The sequence below is a fragment of the Paenibacillus sp. FSL R5-0345 genome, from assembly GCF_000758585.1.
Taxonomy (GTDB): domain Bacteria; phylum Bacillota; class Bacilli; order Paenibacillales; family Paenibacillaceae; genus Paenibacillus_AQ.
Genome location: NZ_CP009281.1, coordinates 5,136,057 through 5,157,190, shown reverse-complemented (window position 1 = coordinate 5,157,190; position 21,134 = coordinate 5,136,057). Strand labels below are relative to the sequence as shown.

Below are 21,134 nucleotides of genomic sequence, written 5' to 3'. Positions count from 1 at the left end.
TGCTAACAAAACTAAGCCTATGCTTTCGAAGTCAGTTTTGCACGAAGTAAATCAATGAAGCAAATGCTCACAAAACTTTTAGGAGGATTACATAAGGATGTTATGGCATGAAGTGACGATACATACAACAGAAGAAGCACAGGAAATGATTTCGAATTTTTTATATGAAGCTGGTGCGGGTGGGGTCTCTATTGAGGAATCCGGCACACTGAATAAAGAACGGGATACACGTTATGGTGAATTGTACGACCAACCTTTGAATGATATTCCTGAAGGGGAAGCGGTCATAAAAGGGTATTATGCCGATTCCACAGATATGGATGCTGTTATAGAAGAATTGACTCCACGGGTAGCCGAATTGCATGAGTACGGGATTGATCCAGGCAAAGCGTTGATTTCTTGGAAGACTGTGGATGAAGACGAATGGGCGCATGCTTGGAAGCAATACTTCAAACCACTGCGGGTATCGGAGCGTCTCACGATTAAACCAACCTGGGAGGAGTATACGCCTCAGAACCCAGATGAAGCCATCATTGAGATCGACCCTGGCATGGCATTTGGAACCGGGACTCACCCTACAACAGCTCTGTGCCTCCGTGCACTTGAAAAGAACATTAGCGGCGGTGAAGAAGTTATCGATGTCGGCACCGGTTCAGGAATTCTGGCTGTAGGTGCGATGCTGCTAGGTGCAAAATCCGTATTGGCCTTAGATTTAGATCCGGTGGCTGTGGAAAGTGCACGGGAGAATGTAGCCCTTAACAAGCTTGAATCATCCATAACGGTAAAAGAGAGCGATCTTCTATCGCTGCTGGGCGGGGAAGGCGTAGCTGATACAGCGGCTGGAGAGATGTGGCCATCCGCTAGACCTGGTCACTCACTAGAAGGAACCGTTCCTGCTAAGCAAGAGCAAGAAGGCAGCCTTGGCGTGACATTGCCTGTACAAATTGTAGTTGCGAATATTTTGGCGGAAATCATCGTATTGTTTACGGATGATGTATACCGCGCGCTTCAACCTGGGGGGCTGTACATTACCTCTGGTATTTACAAGGATAAAGAAGGACTTGTGGCGAACGCGCTGAAAGCGTCTGGCTTTGAGATTATTGAAATATCCCGTGAGGAAGATTGGGTGGCGTTTACAGCCGGAAAGAGGTAAAGATGGATATATTACAAAATATAATTCGAGTAGATTTAGATCAGCTTCCTTTCCTGCTGATTACGATTTTAATTGCTTTTACAGTACATGAATTCAGTCATGCTTATTTCGCAAATAAGTTTGGTGACCCAACAGCAAGATTACTTGGCCGTATGACGCTTAATCCTGCTGTTCATTTCGATTTCTTTGGTATTTTGCTCCTGCTAGTTGCCGGCTTCGGTTGGGCACGTCCGGTTCCGGTAAACCGCGATAACTTTAGTCGTCCTCGTCTCATGGGAGTCATCGTGTCGGCTGCGGGACCAATCAGTAACCTGCTCTTAGGAATTATTGGTGCTATAATATACGGTGCACTTGCGGCAACTGGAGTTCTAGATAATATCTCGAATGATCGCATGCTTGAGGCTGTATACTTATTCTTTGGCACCTTCATTCAGTGGAACTTCTTTCTGTTTCTGTTCAATCTTATTCCGCTGCCGCCACTGGATGGCTATCGGATTGTGGAAGATATCGCCCCACGTTCGATCCGCGGCAAATTACAGCAGTTTGAACAATGGGCTGTATTCCTCTTTTTATTGATTCTGTTTATTCCTGGGCTACGGACTTATACGATTGATCCGCTAGCAATCTGGGCTAGTGAAATGTCGAGAACATTTGTACAGCTGTCACTAAGAATTTTTGGCAGCTAAGGCAAGGAATGAACTCTGTTCAACCTTTGTCAAACATTGTATTATGTAATTTGATCAAAATTTGATAGTTGATTTTCGCCTGAGCCATATTTATATTTCTTGAAGAAACGGGTGACGTCCTTATAAGGGCGACTAAGCCGTTTCTTCAAATATAATAAGGGATAAGTTTCACGTTATACTTTATTTCTTATATTTTTTGATTAAACGCTTACCATCCTTATAAGGATGCCGAAGGCGTTTATATTTGTTACTGAATTCATGAACAGGATGATGATGAGATGCAGCGATATTTCGTTACGCCGGAGCAGTTTGGTGCGGATACCGTGAGAATTGATGGGGAAGATGCCCGTCATATTGCTAAAGTGATGCGTGGTAAGGCAGGGGACAAGCTTATTGTGAGCGATGGTGTTTCCCGTGAGGCATTAGTAGAGATTGCGCAGATTGAAATTGGGGAGGTCACTGTGAACATCTTGGAGTCTCTGGAGATGACGCATGAACCTCGAATTAAAATTACAGTAGCTCAGAGCTTGCCTAAGGCTGATAAGATGGAAACGGTCATTCAGAAGTGCACAGAGATTGGTGCTGTGAGCTTTGTTCCTTTTCTGTCAGAGCGCACGATAGTGCAATACGACGAGCGTAAGGAAAGCAAACGACTGGATCGCTGGCGTAAAATTTGCAAGGAAGCTGCCGAACAGGCTCACCGGAATATCGTTCCGGCTGTAGCTTCACCTCTTTCTTGGAAACAGCTCTTGCAGACTTTTAGCGAGTATGATGCCGTTTATTTCTGCTATGAAAAAGAGGAAGGCTTGCAGCTTCGTAGCAGTGTTGCGCCTTGGTTAGCATCGCTCTCGCCAGAGACTGGTGGGAAGGTAATGGTAGTAGTAGGTCCTGAGGGAGGCTTTACGCCGGAGGAATGCCAAAAGGCAGAGGAAGCCGGGGCAGTATCCGTAGGACTTGGTCGGCGTATTCTGCGCTGTGAGACAGCGGGCATGGTTGCTGCTGCTTGTATTTTATATGAATCTGGAGAAATGGGAGGAGCTTAAGAGATGCCATCCGTAGCGTTTTATACTTTAGGTTGTAAAGTGAATTTCTATGATACCGAAGCCATTTGGCAGCTATTTAAAAATGAAGGTTACGAGCAGGTTGATTTCGAGGGTCCCGCCGATGTATATCTGATTAATACTTGTACTGTAACTAACACAGGTGACAAAAAAAGCCGTCAAATGATCCGCCGTGCCGTGCGCCGTAATCCAGAGGCTATCGTAGCCGTAACAGGCTGTTACGCGCAAACTTCGCCTGGGGAGATTCTAGATATTCCTGGAGTCGATCTTGTTATTGGTAACCAGGACCGAGATCAGATTATGACGCATGTGAAGAACATTGAAGCCTCACGCCAGCCGGTTAACGCTGTGCGTAATATTATGAAGACACGTGAGTTCGAAGAGATGGATGTACCAGGCTTTGCGGATCGGACGCGTGCGTTTATGAAGATTCAGGATGGTTGCAACAACTTCTGTACCTTCTGTATCATTCCATGGTCGCGTGGGCTGTCCCGCAGTCGTGATCCCAAGAGCATTGTCGCTCAAGCGCATCAATTGGTAGAAGCAGGATATAAGGAGTTTGTACTTACGGGTATTCATACCGGAGGTTACGGCGATGATCTGGATAATTACCGTCTCTCCGATTTGCTGTGGGATCTAGATAAGGTGGATGGACTGGAACGCGTACGTATCAGTTCTATCGAAGCTAGTCAGATTGATGAGAAGCTGCTTGAGGTGCTGAACCGTTCCTCCAAAATGTGCCGTCATCTGCATATCCCGCTACAAGCCGGACATAATGATGTGCTGAAGGCGATGCGCCGTAAATATACGACCGAAGAGTATTACGCCAAAATGCAATTGATCCGCCAGGCGATGCCAGATGTGGGAATTACCACTGACGTTATCGTTGGATTTCCGGGTGAGACCGATGAGATGTTCCGTGCAGGTTACGATTTCATGAAAGCTATAAATTACTCCGAGATGCATGTATTCCCTTATTCCAAGCGGACAGGTACGCCTGCAGCACGGATGGAGAATCAGATCGACGAGGAGATCAAAAATGTACGCGTTCAGGAACTGATTGATCTATCTGAAGAGATGCAATTAGCTTATGCCCGTAAGTTTGTTGGACAGACGCTTAGCGTAATTCCAGAAAGATCAGCCAAGGGTGCGCCGGGTCGCAGTACGCAACATGGTTTCAGTGATAACTATTTACAGGTGTTCTTTGAGGGTGAGGATTCACTTCAAGGCGAACTTTGTGATGTGAAGATCACCGAAGCTGGTGTGAATGAATGCCGAGGCGAACTGATCGGGGTAAGTCAGAGCGGTCTTAAGCAGGCTGTTCGTTAAGGAATAGATGTTAGTTAAAAGACAGCAAAGGAGCAATTCTCCCGTTAATGGAGAATTGCTCCTTTGTGTTTTTGGCGTTGGCTGAGGAATGCAACCGCATAGCCGAGGCATAGCAGCTATAGGAGAGAGGCATAGCTCTCTCCTAATCTTGCGGCTCTCTATGGGATTACTAGCATGCTTTTTATCAGTTTGAGCATACTTTCGGACCCCAAGGAAAATTTTCCTTGGGAAAGTGGTACATATATTAGCAGTGATTTTGCAAAGTAGGCCAAAACTGCGCCCATATCGCCCGAAATGTGGGAAATGTGAGAAAGAGGTGTATAAATCCCCCAGATATCGCCCGAAAGGTGCGAACCGGCTAAAAGAGGTGTATAAATCCCCCAGATAACGCCCGAATGGCGCGAAACGACTGAAAGAGGTGTATAAATCCCCCAGAAAACGCCCAGAAGGCGCGAAACGGCTGAAAGAGGTGGAAAAATCCCCCAGATAACGCCGGAAAGGTGGGAAATGTGAGAAAGAGGTGTATAAATCCCCCAGATAACGCCCGAATGGCGCGGAACGACTGAAAGAGAAGCTCTCGCTTACAATCACAATAAATGACTTGTACTACGTCATCTTTTTAACACTTTTATGGACGAAATTGGCATGATGAATCATGATCATTACGCAGAAAAATTGTTTTTTACGACACTTCTGATGTATCTGGTGTTTTTTTATGCCAACAGCGACTAAGGGAGTTCGATAGTGACCCAAATGGAGTGCATAAAATGCACCCAAAAAAACACCAATTAAAGTACTAATAATTCACCAAATATAACACCAAATAATGAGCTACTCCTGATAACGAATTCTTAAGCGTAGCGCCAAGAAGTAGTCAGATAAGAGATGGGTGCATCAGCAGCCACTGCAATTCATGGCTTTTGGGGTCCCCTGCATGTTCAAAAAAACATCCGCAGAATCATAACTGAAATTACACCTGCCAGTACAGTGCCGAGTAAACTCCGGGTTTTTATCGCGATCCAAAAAGTAGGAATTGCTGCAAAAAGCTCAATATTATTGGCTATAGGTGTGAATTTTCCATCATTCAAGAAGATCTCCTGACCTATTAATGCCGCCATGACAGAGATAGGGACATAATTTAACCAGCGCATTCCCCATTCTGGTAATTCAAAACGGCTTAGAATCATTAATGGAACCACCCTTGGAATGAAGGTCACCAAAGCTGCCCCCAGAATGATCAACAGAACATCCCATCTTACTTCCATTTTTCAAACACCATCCCTATTGTAGATGCAATAACTGTTGCGATAATCACTCCAACACTACTGGAGAACAGGAAGGAGCTTCCTATAGCTATGGTCACTGCAAGGATTGCGACAACTAAATCAAGTCTTATTTTTTTGCGGTCCATCATGGAAATCACAAGGATGCCGATAAACATGGCGGGTAACGCAAACTGCAAACCGAATTGATCCGGATCTGAAATCCACTGGGCCAAAAAAGCACCGGCTATATTTGCAAGAAACCAGTTTAAATAAGCGGTGATGTTAAGTCCGTGCATCCATTGTTCACTGATTTGCTCCTTATTCAAGGTTTGATTGATGGCGACACCGAAGGTCTCATCGGTTAATAAAGAACCAACCAGCATATTTCGCAGTGGGGTAAGATGTCGGAAATAAGGTGAAAGAGCTGCGCTAAGCAAAATATGACGAAGATTAACGATAAAAATCGTAATGATAATGGCCGCAGGCGAGCTGCTTACGGCTATCATTCCAGCAGCTATAAACTGAGCTGATCCCGCGTAAAGAATCAGACTGATTAAGGCAATCTCAGCAATGCTGAGTCCGGCAGTCTTTTGAACAACCCCTGCGGCAAGTCCGATGCTCAAATAACCGAGTAGTGTGGGAATGCAATCTTTTACCCCTTTAAGGAAGCTATCTTCCTGTTTTGGAGAAGGGATTGCCTCTAGTTGAACGTTCTCTGTACTCATCGTAACCCCCTTGGTTCAATAAAGAATGTAGTAGCTAGCATATTACTTCCTTATATATTGATCAACCCTTACCTTTTCATCTAGTCTGAAAGTCCTGAATTTGGCTTTATGGAGTTATAGGGTAAACACTTGGTGTACAATTGTCGATATAAGTAAAAGAGTGTGGGTTTAAACCACCAAACGACATTATAGCCTAAGGGAGAGAACAAATGACTGTGTACAGGAAAATGACGAAAATACTCCTCATCATGATATTGTTAGCTACTGCGGTTTTTCCGGTAAGTGTCTTTGCAGCTACCGGCGACATCAACTCGATCGAATTCGAAAGCTCAGCCAAAGTGCAGCTTACGGTTGGACAAACGCCAAAGCAACTGAAGGTATATGCGAATGTGGAAGGATCCTCCTCCAAAAGAGATGTGACTGGCGCAGTGGTATGGAATTCTTCTAACACTAACGCTGTAAAAGTAGTAAATGGTCTTTTGACTCCAATAGATAGCGGGAAAGCTATTATTACAGCTACTTATAATCATGCGTTAGCTACTATTGAAGTAGAGGTTTCACATCCGATCAAAGAATTGAAGCTCGAATATAGCTCCGAGGGGAACTATAAGTTGGGTGATGAAGAGGATAAATTGCTGGTTAAAGCCAATGCAATTGGTGGCGATACAGCAACTTCTGCAAAGGATGTAACGGCTGATACCACTTGGAGCAGCTCCAATGCAAGCGTATTAACGATTGCAGAAGGTAAGATTACCCTGGCAGGTGAAGGTACTTCAACCATTACTGCTAAATACAAGGACTTAACAGCAACCTTCAAAGCAGTAGTTAAATTGCCTTATTCCGGGATTGAGATTAAGAATGATGATGATACCCTTGTTAAGGAAATTGAAATGCTCGTTGGCGATAATCCGGTGAAAGTAGCTGCGTTTACCAAAGAGACTACAAAATCGACCGCAAATGATATTACCGCGAAAGCGGAATGGTCTTCTTCTAATACAAGTGTTGCTACGGTAGATAAGGGAGAAATTAAAGTCCTATCTGCAGGAAAAGCTGTAATTACAGTAGCTTATCTGGGAATTACACAAACAGTGGATGTATATGTACGTGCTCCTTTTGAGGCATTAATGTTAACCCCATCAGGCGATCAATTCTTGTTCATGGGTGAGAGTTTGAACGTTAAAGCAGAGGTTCGGGATGCTGCGAATTCCACTCCGAATGTATCGGGTAGTGCAGTATGGACTTCAGACAATCAGCTCGCGGTAACGGTTACTGCGGGAAGTGATACTGCAGCAGTCACTGCAAAAGCAGTGGGAACTTCGACTGTTAAAGCAGAACATATGGGCGTTAGTAAGAGCTTTAAAGTAACTGTATATCCAACGATTACAAACCTGGAAGCTGATAAGACGGAGCTGGATATTTTCACAGAAGATTCCGTAAGCTTGCCAAAGGTAAACGGAACCAAGCTGGACGAAACGAAGCTAGATCTCAGTCAAGAAATCGAATGGACTTCTGCCAATGATGAAATTGCCACTATCAAGGATGGCAAGCTTGTTGCTGAAGCAGCTGGTACTGTTAATATTGTCGGTAAAATAAAATCCGAGAACCCTACCTCCTCCAAGGCGGCAATTCGAGATAAAAGTGTTGTAGTGAGTGTTACAGTTAAGGATAAGGTACATATCTTGCTAGGACCAGAGGAGAACTTTGTGGTTGTTACTGGCGAAGAGAAGGCCGTTCCTGAAGTAAAAGCTGTGATGGAAAATGGGAATGAACTCGATGCTACTGGCACTATGGAATGGGAAATTACTGGTACGAATGCAATTATCAAGACAACAGCTTCCGGTAAGGTAATCAAAGGATTGGTAAAGGGCTCTGCAACTTTAAAGGGAACCTACGCTAATAAGACGATCAGCATCCCGGTGACCATTGAACAAAAGGTTACTAAGCTTGTTGTAGAACCAAATGCGATCGAACTGAACATTAAAGGCTCTAAATCTATAAAGGTAACGGCTTACTACTCAAACGGCAAGACGGGGAATATTTCTAGTAGCATGAACTGGGAGTCCTCGAATGAGGCAGTTGCAACGGTTAAAAGTACATCCGTTAAAGCCATAGCTGAAGGAACAGCAACGTTATCAGGTTCTTATCAAGGGATTGCTACTAGTGTCAAAATTAATGTAGTTCCTAAACTAATGAAGTTGACTGTTAACGAAAATAGACTGAAGATGGCTCCGGGAGCTGTGCAGAATGCAGTTGTGACTGCGCAGTATGATACGGGGAAGACGGCCATTGTTACTGGAAGTGCAGCGTGGACCAGCTCTAAGCCTTCTGTAGCAAGAGTATCTGCTAGTGGGCAAATTGTAGCTGTGAGCAAAGGAACGGCATCTATTAAAGGTAAGATTGGCACCAAGACAGTGACGGTAACCGTTACGGTGAAATAGATAGAGCAAGCTACTTGTATAAAAGATCTTGGGTCTGCAAAGCCAACATCATGTTGCTTTGCAGATTTTTTTATTTTAGTCTATAGTAATTCCGACTATTCCGATGTATAATCACATAAAATAAAGAAGACGCGTTGGGGGAGATGAAAAAGATGGCAAAACAAAAGGTGTTATCGATCAAGACCATTGTAGCGATTGGTATCGGTTCTGCTTTATTCGTTATATTGGGCAGGTTCGGTTCGATTCCATCCGGAATTCCAAACACTAACATTGAAACTACATACGCTTTACTAGCATTGTTCGCACTGTTGTACGGTCCGTTTGCCGGATTACTTATTGGCCTGATCGGCCATACATTGAAGGATGCAATTTTTTACGGTTCCCCTTGGTTCAGTTGGGTGATCGCTTCTGGAATTGTTGGTCTCGTCATTGGTCTGCTGGTGGCTAGAATTGGGATTCATGATGGGGAGTTCGGACGAAAGGAACTGATTCGTTTTAATCTGGCTCAGATTGTAGCGAATGCAATCGCCTGGTTCTTAGTAGCACCTGTACTAGATATTCTAATCTATGCGGAACCAGCGAATAAAGTATTCACTCAAGGACTTATCGCCGGAGCATCCAATATAGTCACTGTGGCAGTGATTGGCTCACTACTTGCAATTGCATATGCTAAGACAAGAACGAAGCAAGGCAGCTTGACCAGAGAAGCCTGAGTAGCATATAATCCAAACCAAAAGCCGGTGGAGATCACCGGCTTTTTTATGGCTATTGAACATCTAATGGTTGTGAATATCTTCAAACGAAGCTAAGAGGAAGGTCAAGGATGAGAAAAGCAGTGATTGAATTTAAGGATTTCAGTTTTCAATATCGAGCACAGCAAGAACCTACACTCACAGGTATCAACTTAACGATTGCCGAAGGGGAAAAGGTGCTTATCGTAGGACCCTCAGGCTCTGGAAAAAGTACGCTGGCTCATTGTATAAACGGACTCATCCCTTTTGCCTATAAAGGTGAAATGTCTGGATCATTGCAAATTATGGGTCAGGAGCAGAAAGAACTAAGTATCGCAGCATTGTCGGATCAGATAGGGACAGTATTGCAAGACCCGGACGGACAGTTTGTGGGATTAACGGTTGGAGAGGACATCGCCTTCAGTCTGGAGAATCAAGCGGTTCAGCAGGCTGAGATGAAAGAAAGAGTAGTAGTTGCGGCAACAGCGGTGGATATCCAAGATTATTTGGGATCTTCACCTCAGGAACTGTCCGGCGGACAGAAGCAGAAAACAACCTTAGCCGGTGTTCTGGTTGGTGATGTGGACATCCTGCTGTTTGATGAGCCTTTGGCAAACTTAGATCCATATACCGGCACAAAAGCGATAGAGCTCATTGACCGAGTGCAAAAAGAGACCGGCAAGACAGTTATTATTATCGAGCACCGACTAGAGGAAGTACTGCACCGTGTGGTGGACCGCATTATTGTGATCCATGACGGACGCGTAGCGGCGGATATGCCTTCCGCTGAGCTGTTAAGCACTGAGCTACTTTCAGAGGTAGGTATTCGGGAACCTCTTTATTTGGCGGCTTTAAAGTATGCAGGTTGTACGATTACATCAGATATGAATCCACAGCATATAAACGATATTCAGTTGGAGGCTTGTTCAAGTAAACTTAAAACCTGGTATGACAACAATAATGCGCGACAGGATAAGGTGGATAGTCCACCTATACTTGAGCTGCGAGATATTTCTTTTGGATACGTGAGAAATCAGCCTGTGCTGCATAAGCTTAACCTTTTCATCAATAAAGGAGAGATGCTTTGTATTGCTGGTCGAAATGGGGCAGGAAAATCCACGGTATCTAAGCTAATCTGTGGATTTTATAAGCCCACCTCCGGATCGATACTGATGAACGGAAGAGACATTGCCAAGGATACGATTAAGGAGCGGGCAGAGCGGATCGGTTTCGTGATGCAGAATCCAAATCATATGATTTCTAAGACGCTATTATATGATGAGGTTGCGCTAGGCCTTAAGTTACGAGGCGTGTCAGAGGAGCTTATTCGTGAGCGTGTGCATCATGTTTTGAAAATATGTGGTCTATATGCTTTTCGTAGCTGGCCGATCTCGGCGCTCAGCTATGGTCAGAAAAAACGTGTTACTATTGCGTCTATTATGATTCTAGAGCCGGAACTCATCATTTTGGATGAGCCGACTGCAGCTCAGGATTATAGGCACTATAACGAAATGATGGAATTCCTTCTCACGCTGCGGGCGCAGGGAATGACGGTCATTATGATTACGCATGACATGCATCTTATGCTGGAGTATGCTGATAGAGCTGTAGTGTTATCTGATGGAGTGAAGCTTGCGGATGACAGACCAGAGCGAGTATTAACCAATATAGAAGTGGTTAGGAATGCTAACTTAAAGGAAACCTCACTATTTACATTGGCTATGAAGGCCCAATTGGATCAGCCAGAAGAGTTTGTAAGAAGATTTATTGCATATGATAGGAGGAGCCGGGGCGGATGAAGGCCACAATGTTAACTTTTACGAAGCAGGATTCACCTATTCACCGTCTTACAGGCGCCACTAAGCTGATTTTATTTATAGTATGGTCTGTGACAGGGATGATTACATATGATACAAGATGTCTGATAGTGATGCTGCTATTTAGTTTAATTGCCTTTAGAATCTCTAAAGTTCAATTTCAGGATTACGCCTTTGTACTATATTTTATCTTGATATTCTTTGTGCTTAATCATATAGCTATCTTTATTTTCTCTCCATTGGAAGGTGTAAAGGTTTACGGTTCACGTCATGATATTGTTCATCTTGTAGGTCGGTATACCGTTACATGGGAGCAACTATTCTATCAATTAAATATTGCACTTAAATATGCAGTAGTAATTCCTATGGCGTTATTGTTTCTTTTAACCACAAATCCCAGTGAATTCGCAGCATCCTTAAACCGGATTGGTGTGAACTATAAAATCGCATATTCTGTATCGCTCGCGCTGCGGTACATTCCGGATATCCAAAGAGATTATGAGAATATTTCGTTCTCTGCTCAGGCACGAGGAATAGACATCTCTCGAAAAGAAAAGCTGCCTAAGCGGCTTAAAAATATCATTTCGATTCTTATGCCCTTGATTCTGACTAGCATTGAGCGAATTGAGAATATTAGTACGGCTATGGAATTACGTGGCTTTGGAACTAAGAGCAAACGGACTTGGTACAGCAGTCGTCCGTTCTCCAAAAACGATTATATTGCCTTGATCTTATTCGCTCTGATCGCAATATCCTCGACAGTAATTACATTTTACGATGGATCGCGGTTTTATAATATTTTCGATTGAAGTATAATAGTACAGTTGTGGAAAGTTTGGGTTTTAGGCGTTACAGTATATCGTTACGATTGAAGACGTTTCTCCAGTCTTGACCATACAGGCAGGTAACATAATGGGAGTGCGATTAGCGAGCATACTACATTAAAAATAGTCTGTGCATGGGCGATTTGTGAGGCGACCCCTCCGCCAATCCATGCAGCAGTTGCTTGTAGGGGCCCGATAAGTGGCAGGAATAACAACGCTCCGCCAATGTTAAGGGCTACATGCGACCAAGCGACGAAGACACCAGATGATGAGCCGCCGATGGAAGCAATGACAGCTGTGACGCAGGTGCCGACGTTAGCACCGAGCACGATGGCTATGCCGAGCTCTGGGGGCATGGCACCCGAGGCAGCAATGCTCATTGCCATGGCAATAACCGCTGCACTGCTATGTAGCAGGGCTGTTAGACAGGCGCCAGCGGCTAGTCCCCACAGGACACTTGTGGCAGCATGATCCAGGAACCAGAGGAATAGGCCACTCTCCTGAAGTGTCCCGCCGATGGACTGCATAACTGCGATTCCCCATAGGACTAGAGCGAATCCTGATACAGCCAGGCTGATGAATTGCAGCGGTTCTGATATTTTCCGGCACAGTATTGCCGCTCGTGACGTATGCGGTAATTCCCCAGCTATAACGGCTGCTGCCCACAGACTCAGCGAGGCAGCCAGCAGTGGGGAAGCCATGGAATTGATGTGAAGTCCGATCAATTCTGTAGTCAAAGTGGTACCGATGTTGCTGCCTAAGATAATGCCGAGTGTACGAGCATAGGTGAGCAGGCCGGCATTTACCATGCCGATGGTGAGTACAGTTACTGCAGTGCTGCTCTGGAGCAGGGCTGACAGTACGCTGCTTGCAATCAAGCCTTTAATAGGTGTAGAAGTAGCCTTATTCAGGCTTGTAGTTAACAGAGGGCCTGCAAGCTTGGACAACGCGGTTTCCATTAGCTTCATGCCAGCCAGAAAAATGACAAGACCATATATGATAGGGAAAAGCAGATCACGGAACATAGGGCATACTCCTTTGGACGAGGGTTGTACACCAATATATGAAAGTAACGTGTAGGACATGTATAAAATCATTTTTAGAAAAACAGGGAGTTGAAGTTATTGGCATCGGTTATTTTAGAACGTAATCGCAAAAAGAGACTAGAACAGGGCCATCCATGGGTCTACGCAGGTGAAGTGGCATCAGTAGAAGGAAACCCAGAAGCAGGAGGATTGGTTGATGTCCTTAATCATCAAGGTCGGTTTCTGGCTGTAGGATATTACAATCCAGCATCACAAATTCGGGTGAGAATTGTATCACAGGGACCTTTGGCTATCATGGACACCGCTTTTTTCGCTGAGCGGTTCGAGAATTGTCTGCAGCATAGAAATCGGTTCCTGCCGGGAGCAGATGCTTACCGTTTGGTATATGGTGAAGCGGACTTTTTACCAGGGCTTATTGTGGATCGGTTCGGAGATATTCTAGTTGTGCAGCTGCTTACACTCGGAATGGACAAGCGCCGTACAGAGATTGTTGAAGCACTTGTACAGGTTATGGCACCGCGTGGTATTTATGAACGCAGTGATGTTAGCGTGCGCGAGCTGGAAGGGTTGGAGCAGACTACAGGGGTGCTATACGGGGAATGTCCACGGCATGTTACTGTAAGTGAGAATGGCTTGAAGCTGGTAGTAGATATTGAAGAAGGCCAGAAGACAGGTTATTTCTTTGATCAGCGTGAGAATAGAGCATCCATTGCGCCACTCATGAAGGGCTGGGGTGGACGAAGCGGCATAACACTGCAAGAAATCGAAACAGAAGACGGCTCGCTACAGACTTTGCCGGTAAATAAGAGTGGTAAACACGTAACCTTCCCTTATTGGGATGGTGCTACAGTGCTGGAATGCTTCTCGCACACAGGCAGCTTCACTCTGCATGCATGCAAATATGGCGCGAAAAAAGTAACCTGCCTAGATGTTTCCGCTCATGCTATAGAGAGTGCGAAGGTCAATGTGGAGCTGAATGGCTTTAGTGACCGAGTGGAATTTGTAGTGGATGATGCTTTTGCCTATCTGCGCAATCAGGTCAAGGGGGTGGAGGAACGTTCAGAGCGGGCGACGGTTGCAAGCGGAACGGAATCAACAGCAGCGACTACAAATGCTAAATCTGGGGGCAAAGCAACCAAAACCGATACCTCCAAACCGATGACAGCAGGTGGAGGCAGAACTTGGGATGTAGTTATCCTAGACCCTCCAGCGTTTGCCAAAACTAAAAGTGCAGTAGCAGGTGCATGCCGCGGTTATAAGGATATTAATCTGCATGGCATGAAGTTGGTGAATGAAGGTGGATATTTGGTTACAGCAAGTTGTTCGTACCACATGCAGCCGGACCTATTCCTCGAAACGATTGCAGACGCAGCAAAAGATGCTGGTAAAGTATTGAGACTTGTGGAATGGCGTGCCGCAGGAAAAGACCATCCGCAGATTCTAGGCGTTAACGAAGGACACTATCTGAAGTTTGCGATTTTTGAAGTGCGGAGTAAGAAGTAAGCTGACTGTTCACATATAGGTAATGGATTTTAATCCGTAAAAGGAGTCCTCATTTGAGGTCTCCTTTTGCGGATTTTTTGTTATGTTCTGAAAAAAAGTTGAATTCGGGATTAACAAGGTTTGTCCACTTAGTCCGAAAAGTTGCCAAAACAGCACGAAATTCATGAATAGCGACTCCTGAGTCCGAATGTAATCCAGAAAGTATAAGCCGCTGTAATGCGGCTTATACTTTATTTTGAAGGAAGTCACGATCAAGCTTAATTTTGGCTCTCGGGTACATCACTACTCAGAAAATTGTAAGTTAATATCGCCGTTATTTGTATAAGCAGATAGTTTTTTTGAACCATTCTCTTTATTGGCAGGCAAATTGCTATCACCTTTCTTTACCTTGCTTAAGATCGCGAAATCATCATATGACCCTGAAATTGAACCGCTAATATTTCCGTTTTTTGTTTCAAGGGTTATAGCCGTCCCTACATTCAATTTGTCCAGTTGGATATTTCCGTTATTTATGTTTACTTCCACTGTCCCTAAAAACATGATTGTTGGTAATACGATACTTTCATTTGATGTTTTTAAACTCAAATTTTTTAAAGTTGCATCAGGTATCCATACCTGAATAGTTCTGGTTACTTGCGAGCCTTTTCCTCCGATATAGTCGTTCCATTCCTTATTACTGTCACTTACCATTGACAGTTCTTTATCGTCAGATAGATCAATCTTGTAAAAATCTTTCTCACTTTCATAGTAAACAATATGAATTTGTTCATCTTTAGATTGGAGGATATTTATTTTTTTGTCTTTTACATCAATTGTTAAGGTATCAATCTTTTGGGCAGGTATGGTGTAATTTTTTTCCTCCATGGAAGTGGAGTCGGAGGAACATCCTGCTAATGATATCAATAGTGTCACCAATATGCCTATAGTAGTTAGTAATTTTTTTGCAGTACTTTTCATTATAAAACGCTCCTTCGTTAAATCATTTTTCTTTTAAATATAGCCTGTCCTACGAATGCCAATCTTAAGCTGTTATGCAGACAAGTTCCGATATGCAACAAAGCATTAGAGTTGAACAAATAATATTGAAAAAGTCTACCAAATATGTTGCAAGGGTTGGATTGGAATAAATACACAAAATGATAGTCACTAAAGTAGGATCTGTCAGCCGACCATACCAATATGACTGCATAGACAGCAATACATGTTTGATAATCCTTTGATACATGGTTTAGTTCTTCATGTTTGCCTTCCTTTCTGGTAATAAATTCATTTTGTATTTCGTTGCGTTTATCAGTCGCATATGTTTTAATCATCATAAACTTTTGTGTTACAAAAAGGTCAAGAGGGTAGATATGAACAACTATTTTACAATTAAGCAAGCGGCAGAGATCGTAGAGATGACCACTGAGACCTTGCGGCACTATGATCGTATTGGATTAGTCAAGCCTTGCCATAAAGATGAAATGTCGGGATATCGATACTATTCCGAGCAGGAGCTCGTAAAGCTGCAAACCATTGAACTGCTCAAAGCAATGGATCTTACTTTAATGGATATTAAAGATATTTTGCAGCAGAATGATCTCTCTAAAGTAATTGCATTTCTAAAACAAGCAGAAAAAAGAGCAGACGATAAAATTGCTCGTCTGCAGTATGCAAAATCGAAAATTAAACGTGCCTATCTACATTATGAAAATAAGTTCCACGACGGTTATAGTCAAAGTGAAAATTACTTTGTCAGACACATAGAGGAAAGGGTAATTATGCTTTCAAATAAAATGGAAAGCCCCACACTTAAGAATTTATGGGATTACCACAGACATTTCTATCAACAAATTGAAACGTCTCTGCATTCAGAATTTCTGTTTGAAGATATGGCAGGAATGTTCACGACTGAAGGAATAACACGATTATTTGCTGTTTGCTTGAAATATCCGTCTTTAGAGGGGCTGACTGTGCTACCAGAAGGGGACTATCTGTGTGCAATTTGTACCGAAGAGAATAAGAATGCTGTATTACAAAATTTACTTGAAAGGGCAAAGACGGAATACGATGTGTGTCCAGATTTTGTTCTTCATAACATTATTGTGACTGGAATATTGCAGTGGGATTATCAGATACAACTGTTCATTAAGAAACGCTCATGTTAGATTGGAAGTCGCTAATTTAGCGGCTTTTTTTGATTAAAGAATCATGTTTCTTGCCCCTGACTGAGGACAAGAACGTTATACTTCGCCGATTAGAAAAATATTTAACTATAGTTAAATGTTATCTATTAAGCTAACTGGCAGATAACGCTATAAGCCTCTTAGGATTAGTATGCGTTAGTTCAACGATAACAGCGGCAGTCTAAGACTTTATTTATCAAGTTTTGGTCTGCCGCTGCTTCTTTTAATGGATCAGTCTAAACGTTATTTTTCAATAGCTGAAGATTTTTCAATTCAGAAACGGCGTTAAATCAACGACTCCAGTCTTTAGGGTGTTCATAGGGAAGAAGTTGCTATAGGACTCAAACGAAACTAAACAGCGAAAAAAGCCTAGATTTTGACCGTTGCGGACTCCACAGGCGCTATTGACCTCAAACTAGCCGAGATGGGGGACTTTCGCGACGAATAGCTTCACTGGAGTCCGAAAAGTTGCCAGAACAGCTCGAAATTCATGAATAACGACTCCTGAGTCCGCAAGTAATTAATGTAGCTAGCAGAAGCAAAAATGTTGAGTGTTGAACGCAGAATGTTGATGGAGAACCTCGAACCCTAACTCTACGCTCCAAACAGAAAGTATCGAACGTTGCGCACCGGGTATTAACAAACTAGAAATACTAAACAGCAAGTCAACAAAATACGTTAGTTGCTGTTTATTTCGTAGTTTTTTTATTGTAAATCATTAGAAAATACTAGCAAACGCATGTTCTGATTTGTGCAGTTATGCTATACTGAGGGGACGAGGAACGACTGAACTTTTTCATTTGAACATCATCACACGGTGAGTATTTCACCTTGTATCATATACATTTTCTCCGCTACGGAAGGAGTCTATCATTTATGTCGGTAACCTTTTTACTAGGCCGCTCAGGCAGTGGCAAGACAACAAAAATATGGGAGTCTATCTCTTCTTCATTAGAGAAGGAGCCTCTTGGCGCACCGATCATTATTCTAGTACCAGAGCAAGGTTCCTTTGGAGCAGAACGGGGGCTTCTCACCGTAGGGAATGTGAAGGGGAGCATTCGGGCGCAGACACTAAGCTTTTCTCGGCTTGCCTATCGGGTGAAACAGGAAACTGGGGGTAGCGCTAGCCTGCCTATCAGTGAAGAAGGCAAAAAGATGTTAATTTATAAAATTATCCGCCGTCGCAAAGAGGAACTGAAATTGTTCGGTGCCTCAGCAGACAGACCGGGTTTTGTGGAACGGCTGAATCAACTGCATACGGAGATGAAGCGTTGTTGCTTGGCTTCCACTGATTTAGAGGAACAGTTGTCTGCAATGCGAGGCGCTATTGCAAGAAGCCCTATTCTTGAAGGAAAGCTGGATGATTTACAGGTGGTATTCAGCGATTTAGAGAAGGAGATGTCGCGTCTCTACATCGATGAAGAGGATCGTTTAGCGGAACTAGCTGAGCATATTCCTGATTCCTCCTACATTCGTGGAGCGGAGATTTGGGTAGATGGGTTCCATGGCTTTACCCCACAGGAATTCGTAGTGCTTAGAGAATTAATGCAGCAAGCATCGAAGTTGACCGTCTCACTTACACTTGATCGCTCCTATCCCTATGGAGATCAGTTGAATGAGCTTGAATTATTTCACCCAACTGCGGTTACTTACATTAAACTGCGTGGAATAGCTGAAGAGCTGGGCATGGATGTGTGGGACGAGCTTTTGGAGCCAGCGGTTCTTCCGCGTTTTGAAGAAAGTCCTGCTCTTGCTCATCTCGAAAGGGGATATGACCGTCGAAAGGTCTGGTTTGGTGCAGATGAACTGGCAAATGAAGCAATATCTATAGGTGCAGCAGTTTCTCACAGAGCAGAGGTTGAGGGAGCGCTGCGTGAAATGATCAGGCTGGCACGAGATGAAGGTGCAAAATATGGTGAAATGGCCGTATTAATGCGTAATATTGGAGATTACGAACAGCTGATTAAACCGTTGTTCCAAGATTATGGAGTGCCATTTTTTCTGGACCAGAAGGTAAATGAGCTGCATCATCCATTGGTAGAGTTTGTACGTTCCGCATTGGATGTAGTGCGTCGACGCTGGCGCTTCGAGGATGTTTTCCGCTGCGTAAAGACAGAGCTTTTGCTGCCGCTGGACGGGAGTATTACGCGTGAGGATATGGATGATTTAGAGAATTATGTGCTGGCTTGTGGGATTCAAGGGTATCGCTGGACGGATGGCCGTTCTTGGAAAGGAATTCCTAGCTTGTCGCTGGAAGGCGGCAGACAGATGGATGAAGAACTGCTTGCTACGATGGAACGATGCCGTGCCAGTATAACGGGTCCTCTATTTGCTTTTGAGAAACGGATACAGAAGAGTAGAAGCGGTCTTGAACTTTGTACCGCCGTGTACAAGCTGCTGGATGAGACGGATGTTGCTCGAAAGCTGGAGAAACTTAGTGTTGATTCTATGGAGAAGGGGCAACCCGAGAAGGCTAGAGAACATAGTCAGCTGTGGGGTGCAGTGCTTGATCTGCTTGATCAGATCGTTGAAATGATGGGCAACGAAAGACTTGAATTTGATGTGTTCACCGGAGTCCTAGAGACAGGACTTGCTGAGCTTAAGATGGGACTTGTTCCTCCCGCGCTCGATCAAGTACTGGTTGGTAACATGGATCGGACTCGACCAACGGGAGTTAAATACGCTTTTTTGCTTGGATTTAATGAAGGTGTTGTGCCTGCGCAGTTTAAGGAAGATGGAATTCTCTCGGAAGGCGAACGCTCTGTGCTTGAGAACGCCGGTATGGAGCTTGCTCCTGGTGCTTCTCGTAAGCTGCTGGACGAGCGGTTTTTGATCTATAATGCGCTAACGACAGGAAGTCGAAAGCTCTGGATTAGCTACGCCACTGCTGATGATGAGGGCAAGGCGCTTCTTCCCTCTGAGGTAATCCGTCATTTGCATAGAATGTTCCCAAGGGTTCATGAGCACATCCTATCCACACTTCCCTCTGCGGGACTACCAGATGAAGTCAGAGATTCCATTCACCTGGGTTACATTGGTCATCCAGAACAGAGTCTTCGTGCATTGATTATGCAGCTACGCCAGTGGCGTCAAGGGACCGAGATACCTGTATTGTGGTGGGATGTTTATAATTGGTTTGCGTCTGATGAGAAACGAAGCCTCGAACTGAAACGTCTGCTCAGTTCATTGTTTTATCGTAATGAGGGAACGAAGCTAAAGCGAGGTACTAGCCTGCGATTGTATGGGGGATCGACACTGCGTGGCAGTGTGTCCCGGATGGAGAAGTTTGTTGCTTGCTCCTTCTCCCATTTTGCATCCTATGGACTTAGATTGAAGGAACGCCAGCTATATAAGCTGCAAGCACCTGATATTGGACAACTGTTCCATGCTGCGTTAAGTGACATGGCGGTAAGACTGAAAGAAGAGGGCCGCGGCTGGGGAAGCTTGTCTCCAGAGGAATGTCGGCGTGAGGCAAGTGAAACGGTAGAACGTTTATCGCCGATGCTACAGGGTGAAATTCTGATGAGCTCTAAACGTTACGGATACATTTCCCGCAAGCTAAAAAACATTGTTGGACGTGCTTCTGTGATTCTGGGCGAGCATGCCCGCCGAGGTAGCTTTGAGCCGGTAGGGCTGGAGCTGGATTTTGGACCGGATAAGGAGTTGCCTCCTTTAAGAATTACGCTGCCGAATGGCTGTGTGATGGAGGTTGTTGGACGGATTGACCGTGTAGACATGGCCCGTGGAGAGAATGGAATTCTTCTGCGAGTAATTGATTATAAATCGTCTCAAAAAGATCTCAAACTGCATGAAGTGTACTATGGATTATCGCTACAGATGCTGACCTATCTGGATGTGCTGCTTACGTACTCGGAGCAATGGCTCGGGCAACCGGCGCTTCCAGCAGGGACACTGTATTTTCACGTACATGACCCACTGTTAACCTCATCTAACGGGATGAACAAGGAACAGGCAGAACAAGAATTGCTGAAACGCTTCAAGATGAAAGGACTGCTTACAGCAGACCGCGAGGTCGTATCCTTGATGGATACGACTTTAGACAAAGGGTATTCTTCTATCGTGCCTGTAGCAGTAAAAGCTGATGGCAGTTTTTATAGTAGTGCTTCTGTAGCTACACCAGAGCAATGGGGGCACTTATTATCATCCGTTCGGGGAACGATCTCGGATATCGGGACACGCATTACGGAAGGTGATGTGGCGATTGAGCCATACCGGATTGGGCAGGAGACAGCCTGCACATTCTGTTCCTTTAGACCCGTCTGCCAGTTCGATGAAGCCGTGGAAGGTAATGGCTACAACAATCTGGGTAAGCCAGGGAAGGACGTTATTTGGGATCTGCTGTCCCGCAAAGGAGGAACTACACCGTGAGT

General features: G+C 44.3%; 15 protein-coding genes. 11 read left to right on the top strand and 4 right to left on the bottom strand.

Annotation, left to right across the window (positions count from 1 at the left end; translation table 11 throughout):
* Positions 1 to 97 precede the first annotated feature (97 nt).
* From prmA to mtaB, 4 genes are all read left to right on the top strand, one after another.
* Positions 98 to 1,153 carry a 50S ribosomal protein L11 methyltransferase gene (gene prmA, locus R50345_RS22835; RefSeq protein ID WP_042130370.1) on the top strand — a complete coding sequence of 352 codons (1,056 nt, stop codon included), beginning with the start codon at positions 98 to 100 and terminating at the stop codon, positions 1,151 to 1,153.
* A 2-nt stretch (positions 1,154 to 1,155) separates the two neighbouring features.
* Positions 1,156 to 1,839 (top strand): site-2 protease family protein, encoded by a 684-nt coding sequence (locus tag R50345_RS22830; RefSeq protein WP_042130368.1) that lies wholly within the window; start codon positions 1,156 to 1,158, stop codon positions 1,837 to 1,839.
* Between the two features lie 278 nt (positions 1,840 to 2,117).
* Entirely contained in the window at positions 2,118 to 2,882 is a 765-nt protein-coding gene (locus R50345_RS22825) for an RsmE family RNA methyltransferase (protein WP_042130366.1), read from the top strand.
* A gap of 3 nt (positions 2,883 to 2,885) precedes the next feature.
* A complete protein-coding gene (gene mtaB, locus R50345_RS22820; RefSeq protein WP_042130364.1) occupies positions 2,886 to 4,229 on the top strand; it encodes a tRNA (N(6)-L-threonylcarbamoyladenosine(37)-C(2))-methylthiotransferase MtaB in 1,344 nt (447 codons plus the stop codon).
* A gap of 938 nt (positions 4,230 to 5,167) precedes the next feature.
* On the opposite strand, the gene R50345_RS22815 is transcribed toward mtaB, so the two are convergent.
* Positions 5,168 to 5,494 carry an AzlD domain-containing protein gene (locus tag R50345_RS22815; RefSeq protein ID WP_042130362.1) on the bottom strand — a complete coding sequence of 109 codons (327 nt, stop codon included), beginning with the start codon at positions 5,492 to 5,494 and terminating at the stop codon, positions 5,168 to 5,170.
* The gene (locus R50345_RS22810) at positions 5,485 to 6,219 is read right to left on the bottom strand and encodes an AzlC family ABC transporter permease (RefSeq protein ID WP_042130361.1); all 735 of its coding nucleotides are present in this window, start codon (positions 6,217 to 6,219) and stop codon (positions 5,485 to 5,487) included. Before R50345_RS22810 ends, R50345_RS22815 begins: the two co-directional genes overlap by 10 nt.
* Positions 6,220 to 6,428: 209 nt before the next feature.
* Between R50345_RS22810 and R50345_RS22805 the strand changes: the two genes are divergently transcribed.
* The 4 genes from R50345_RS22805 (at position 6,429) to R50345_RS22790 (ending at position 12,014) form a co-directional block, all read left to right on the top strand.
* Entirely contained in the window at positions 6,429 to 8,657 is a 2,229-nt protein-coding gene (locus tag R50345_RS22805; protein ID WP_042130359.1) for a hypothetical protein, read from the top strand.
* 143 nt (positions 8,658 to 8,800) lie between these two features.
* On the top strand, positions 8,801 to 9,370 hold the full coding sequence (locus R50345_RS22800) for an ECF-type riboflavin transporter substrate-binding protein (protein WP_375103717.1): 570 nt from the start codon (positions 8,801 to 8,803) through the stop codon (positions 9,368 to 9,370).
* Positions 9,371 to 9,480: 110 nt separating this feature from the next.
* Entirely contained in the window at positions 9,481 to 11,187 is a 1,707-nt protein-coding gene (locus R50345_RS22795; RefSeq protein ID WP_042130355.1) for an ABC transporter ATP-binding protein, read from the top strand.
* Positions 11,184 to 12,014, top strand: coding sequence for an energy-coupling factor transporter transmembrane component T family protein (locus R50345_RS22790; protein ID WP_042130353.1), 831 nt, complete (start codon positions 11,184 to 11,186; stop codon positions 12,012 to 12,014). The genes R50345_RS22795 and R50345_RS22790 overlap by 4 nt, the downstream gene beginning before the upstream one ends.
* A 53-nt stretch (positions 12,015 to 12,067) precedes the next feature.
* Here the strand turns inward: R50345_RS22790 and R50345_RS22785 are convergent, their stop codons facing one another.
* Entirely contained in the window at positions 12,068 to 13,054 is a 987-nt protein-coding gene (locus tag R50345_RS22785; protein WP_042130351.1) for a Na/Pi cotransporter family protein, read from the bottom strand.
* Positions 13,055 to 13,153: 99 nt separating this feature from the next.
* Here R50345_RS22785 and R50345_RS22780 point away from each other — a divergent pair, with 99 nt between their 5' ends.
* A complete protein-coding gene (locus R50345_RS22780) occupies positions 13,154 to 14,578 on the top strand; it encodes a class I SAM-dependent rRNA methyltransferase (RefSeq protein WP_042130349.1) in 1,425 nt (474 codons plus the stop codon).
* A gap of 282 nt (positions 14,579 to 14,860) precedes the next feature.
* Here R50345_RS22780 and R50345_RS30440 read toward each other — a convergent pair whose 3' ends face one another.
* On the bottom strand, positions 14,861 to 15,535 hold the full coding sequence (locus R50345_RS30440) for a DUF4097 family beta strand repeat-containing protein (RefSeq protein WP_052414699.1): 675 nt from the start codon (positions 15,533 to 15,535) through the stop codon (positions 14,861 to 14,863).
* 395 nt (positions 15,536 to 15,930) lie between these two features.
* Here R50345_RS30440 and R50345_RS22765 point away from each other — a divergent pair, with 395 nt between their 5' ends.
* Together R50345_RS22765 and addB are read left to right on the top strand one after the other, a co-directional pair.
* Complete coding sequence (locus R50345_RS22765; protein ID WP_042130345.1) at positions 15,931 to 16,725, top strand: MerR family transcriptional regulator; 795 nt, start codon at positions 15,931 to 15,933, stop codon at positions 16,723 to 16,725.
* An 894-nt stretch (positions 16,726 to 17,619) separates the two neighbouring features.
* On the top strand, positions 17,620 to 21,132 hold the full coding sequence (addB, locus tag R50345_RS22760) for a helicase-exonuclease AddAB subunit AddB (protein WP_042130344.1): 3,513 nt from the start codon (positions 17,620 to 17,622) through the stop codon (positions 21,130 to 21,132).
* The last annotated feature ends 2 nt before the right edge of the window (positions 21,133 to 21,134 follow it).

What these genes read in the sequence shown, in the direction of transcription:
- prmA (WP_042130370.1), top strand. Translation starts at nt 98, where the DNA reads ATGTTATGGCATGAAGTGACGATACATACAACAGAAGAAGCACAGGAA.
- R50345_RS22830 (WP_042130368.1), top strand. Translation starts at nt 1,156, where the DNA reads ATGGATATATTACAAAATATAATTCGAGTAGATTTAGATCAGCTTCCT.
- R50345_RS22825 (WP_042130366.1), top strand. Translation starts at nt 2,118, where the DNA reads ATGCAGCGATATTTCGTTACGCCGGAGCAGTTTGGTGCGGATACCGTG.
- mtaB (WP_042130364.1), top strand. Translation starts at nt 2,886, where the DNA reads ATGCCATCCGTAGCGTTTTATACTTTAGGTTGTAAAGTGAATTTCTAT.
- R50345_RS22815 (WP_042130362.1), bottom strand. Translation starts at nt 5,494, where the DNA reads ATGGAAGTAAGATGGGATGTTCTGTTGATCATTCTGGGGGCAGCTTTG.
- R50345_RS22810 (WP_042130361.1), bottom strand. Translation starts at nt 6,219, where the DNA reads ATGAGTACAGAGAACGTTCAACTAGAGGCAATCCCTTCTCCAAAACAG.
- R50345_RS22805 (WP_042130359.1), top strand. Translation starts at nt 6,429, where the DNA reads ATGACTGTGTACAGGAAAATGACGAAAATACTCCTCATCATGATATTG.
- R50345_RS22800 (WP_375103717.1), top strand. Translation starts at nt 8,801, where the DNA reads ATGAAAAAGATGGCAAAACAAAAGGTGTTATCGATCAAGACCATTGTA.
- R50345_RS22795 (WP_042130355.1), top strand. Translation starts at nt 9,481, where the DNA reads ATGAGAAAAGCAGTGATTGAATTTAAGGATTTCAGTTTTCAATATCGA.
- R50345_RS22790 (WP_042130353.1), top strand. Translation starts at nt 11,184, where the DNA reads ATGAAGGCCACAATGTTAACTTTTACGAAGCAGGATTCACCTATTCAC.
- R50345_RS22785 (WP_042130351.1), bottom strand. Translation starts at nt 13,054, where the DNA reads ATGTTCCGTGATCTGCTTTTCCCTATCATATATGGTCTTGTCATTTTT.
- R50345_RS30440 (WP_052414699.1), bottom strand. Translation starts at nt 15,535, where the DNA reads ATGAAAAGTACTGCAAAAAAATTACTAACTACTATAGGCATATTGGTG.
- R50345_RS22765 (WP_042130345.1), top strand. Translation starts at nt 15,931, where the DNA reads ATGAACAACTATTTTACAATTAAGCAAGCGGCAGAGATCGTAGAGATG.
- addB (WP_042130344.1), top strand. Translation starts at nt 17,620, where the DNA reads ATGTCGGTAACCTTTTTACTAGGCCGCTCAGGCAGTGGCAAGACAACA.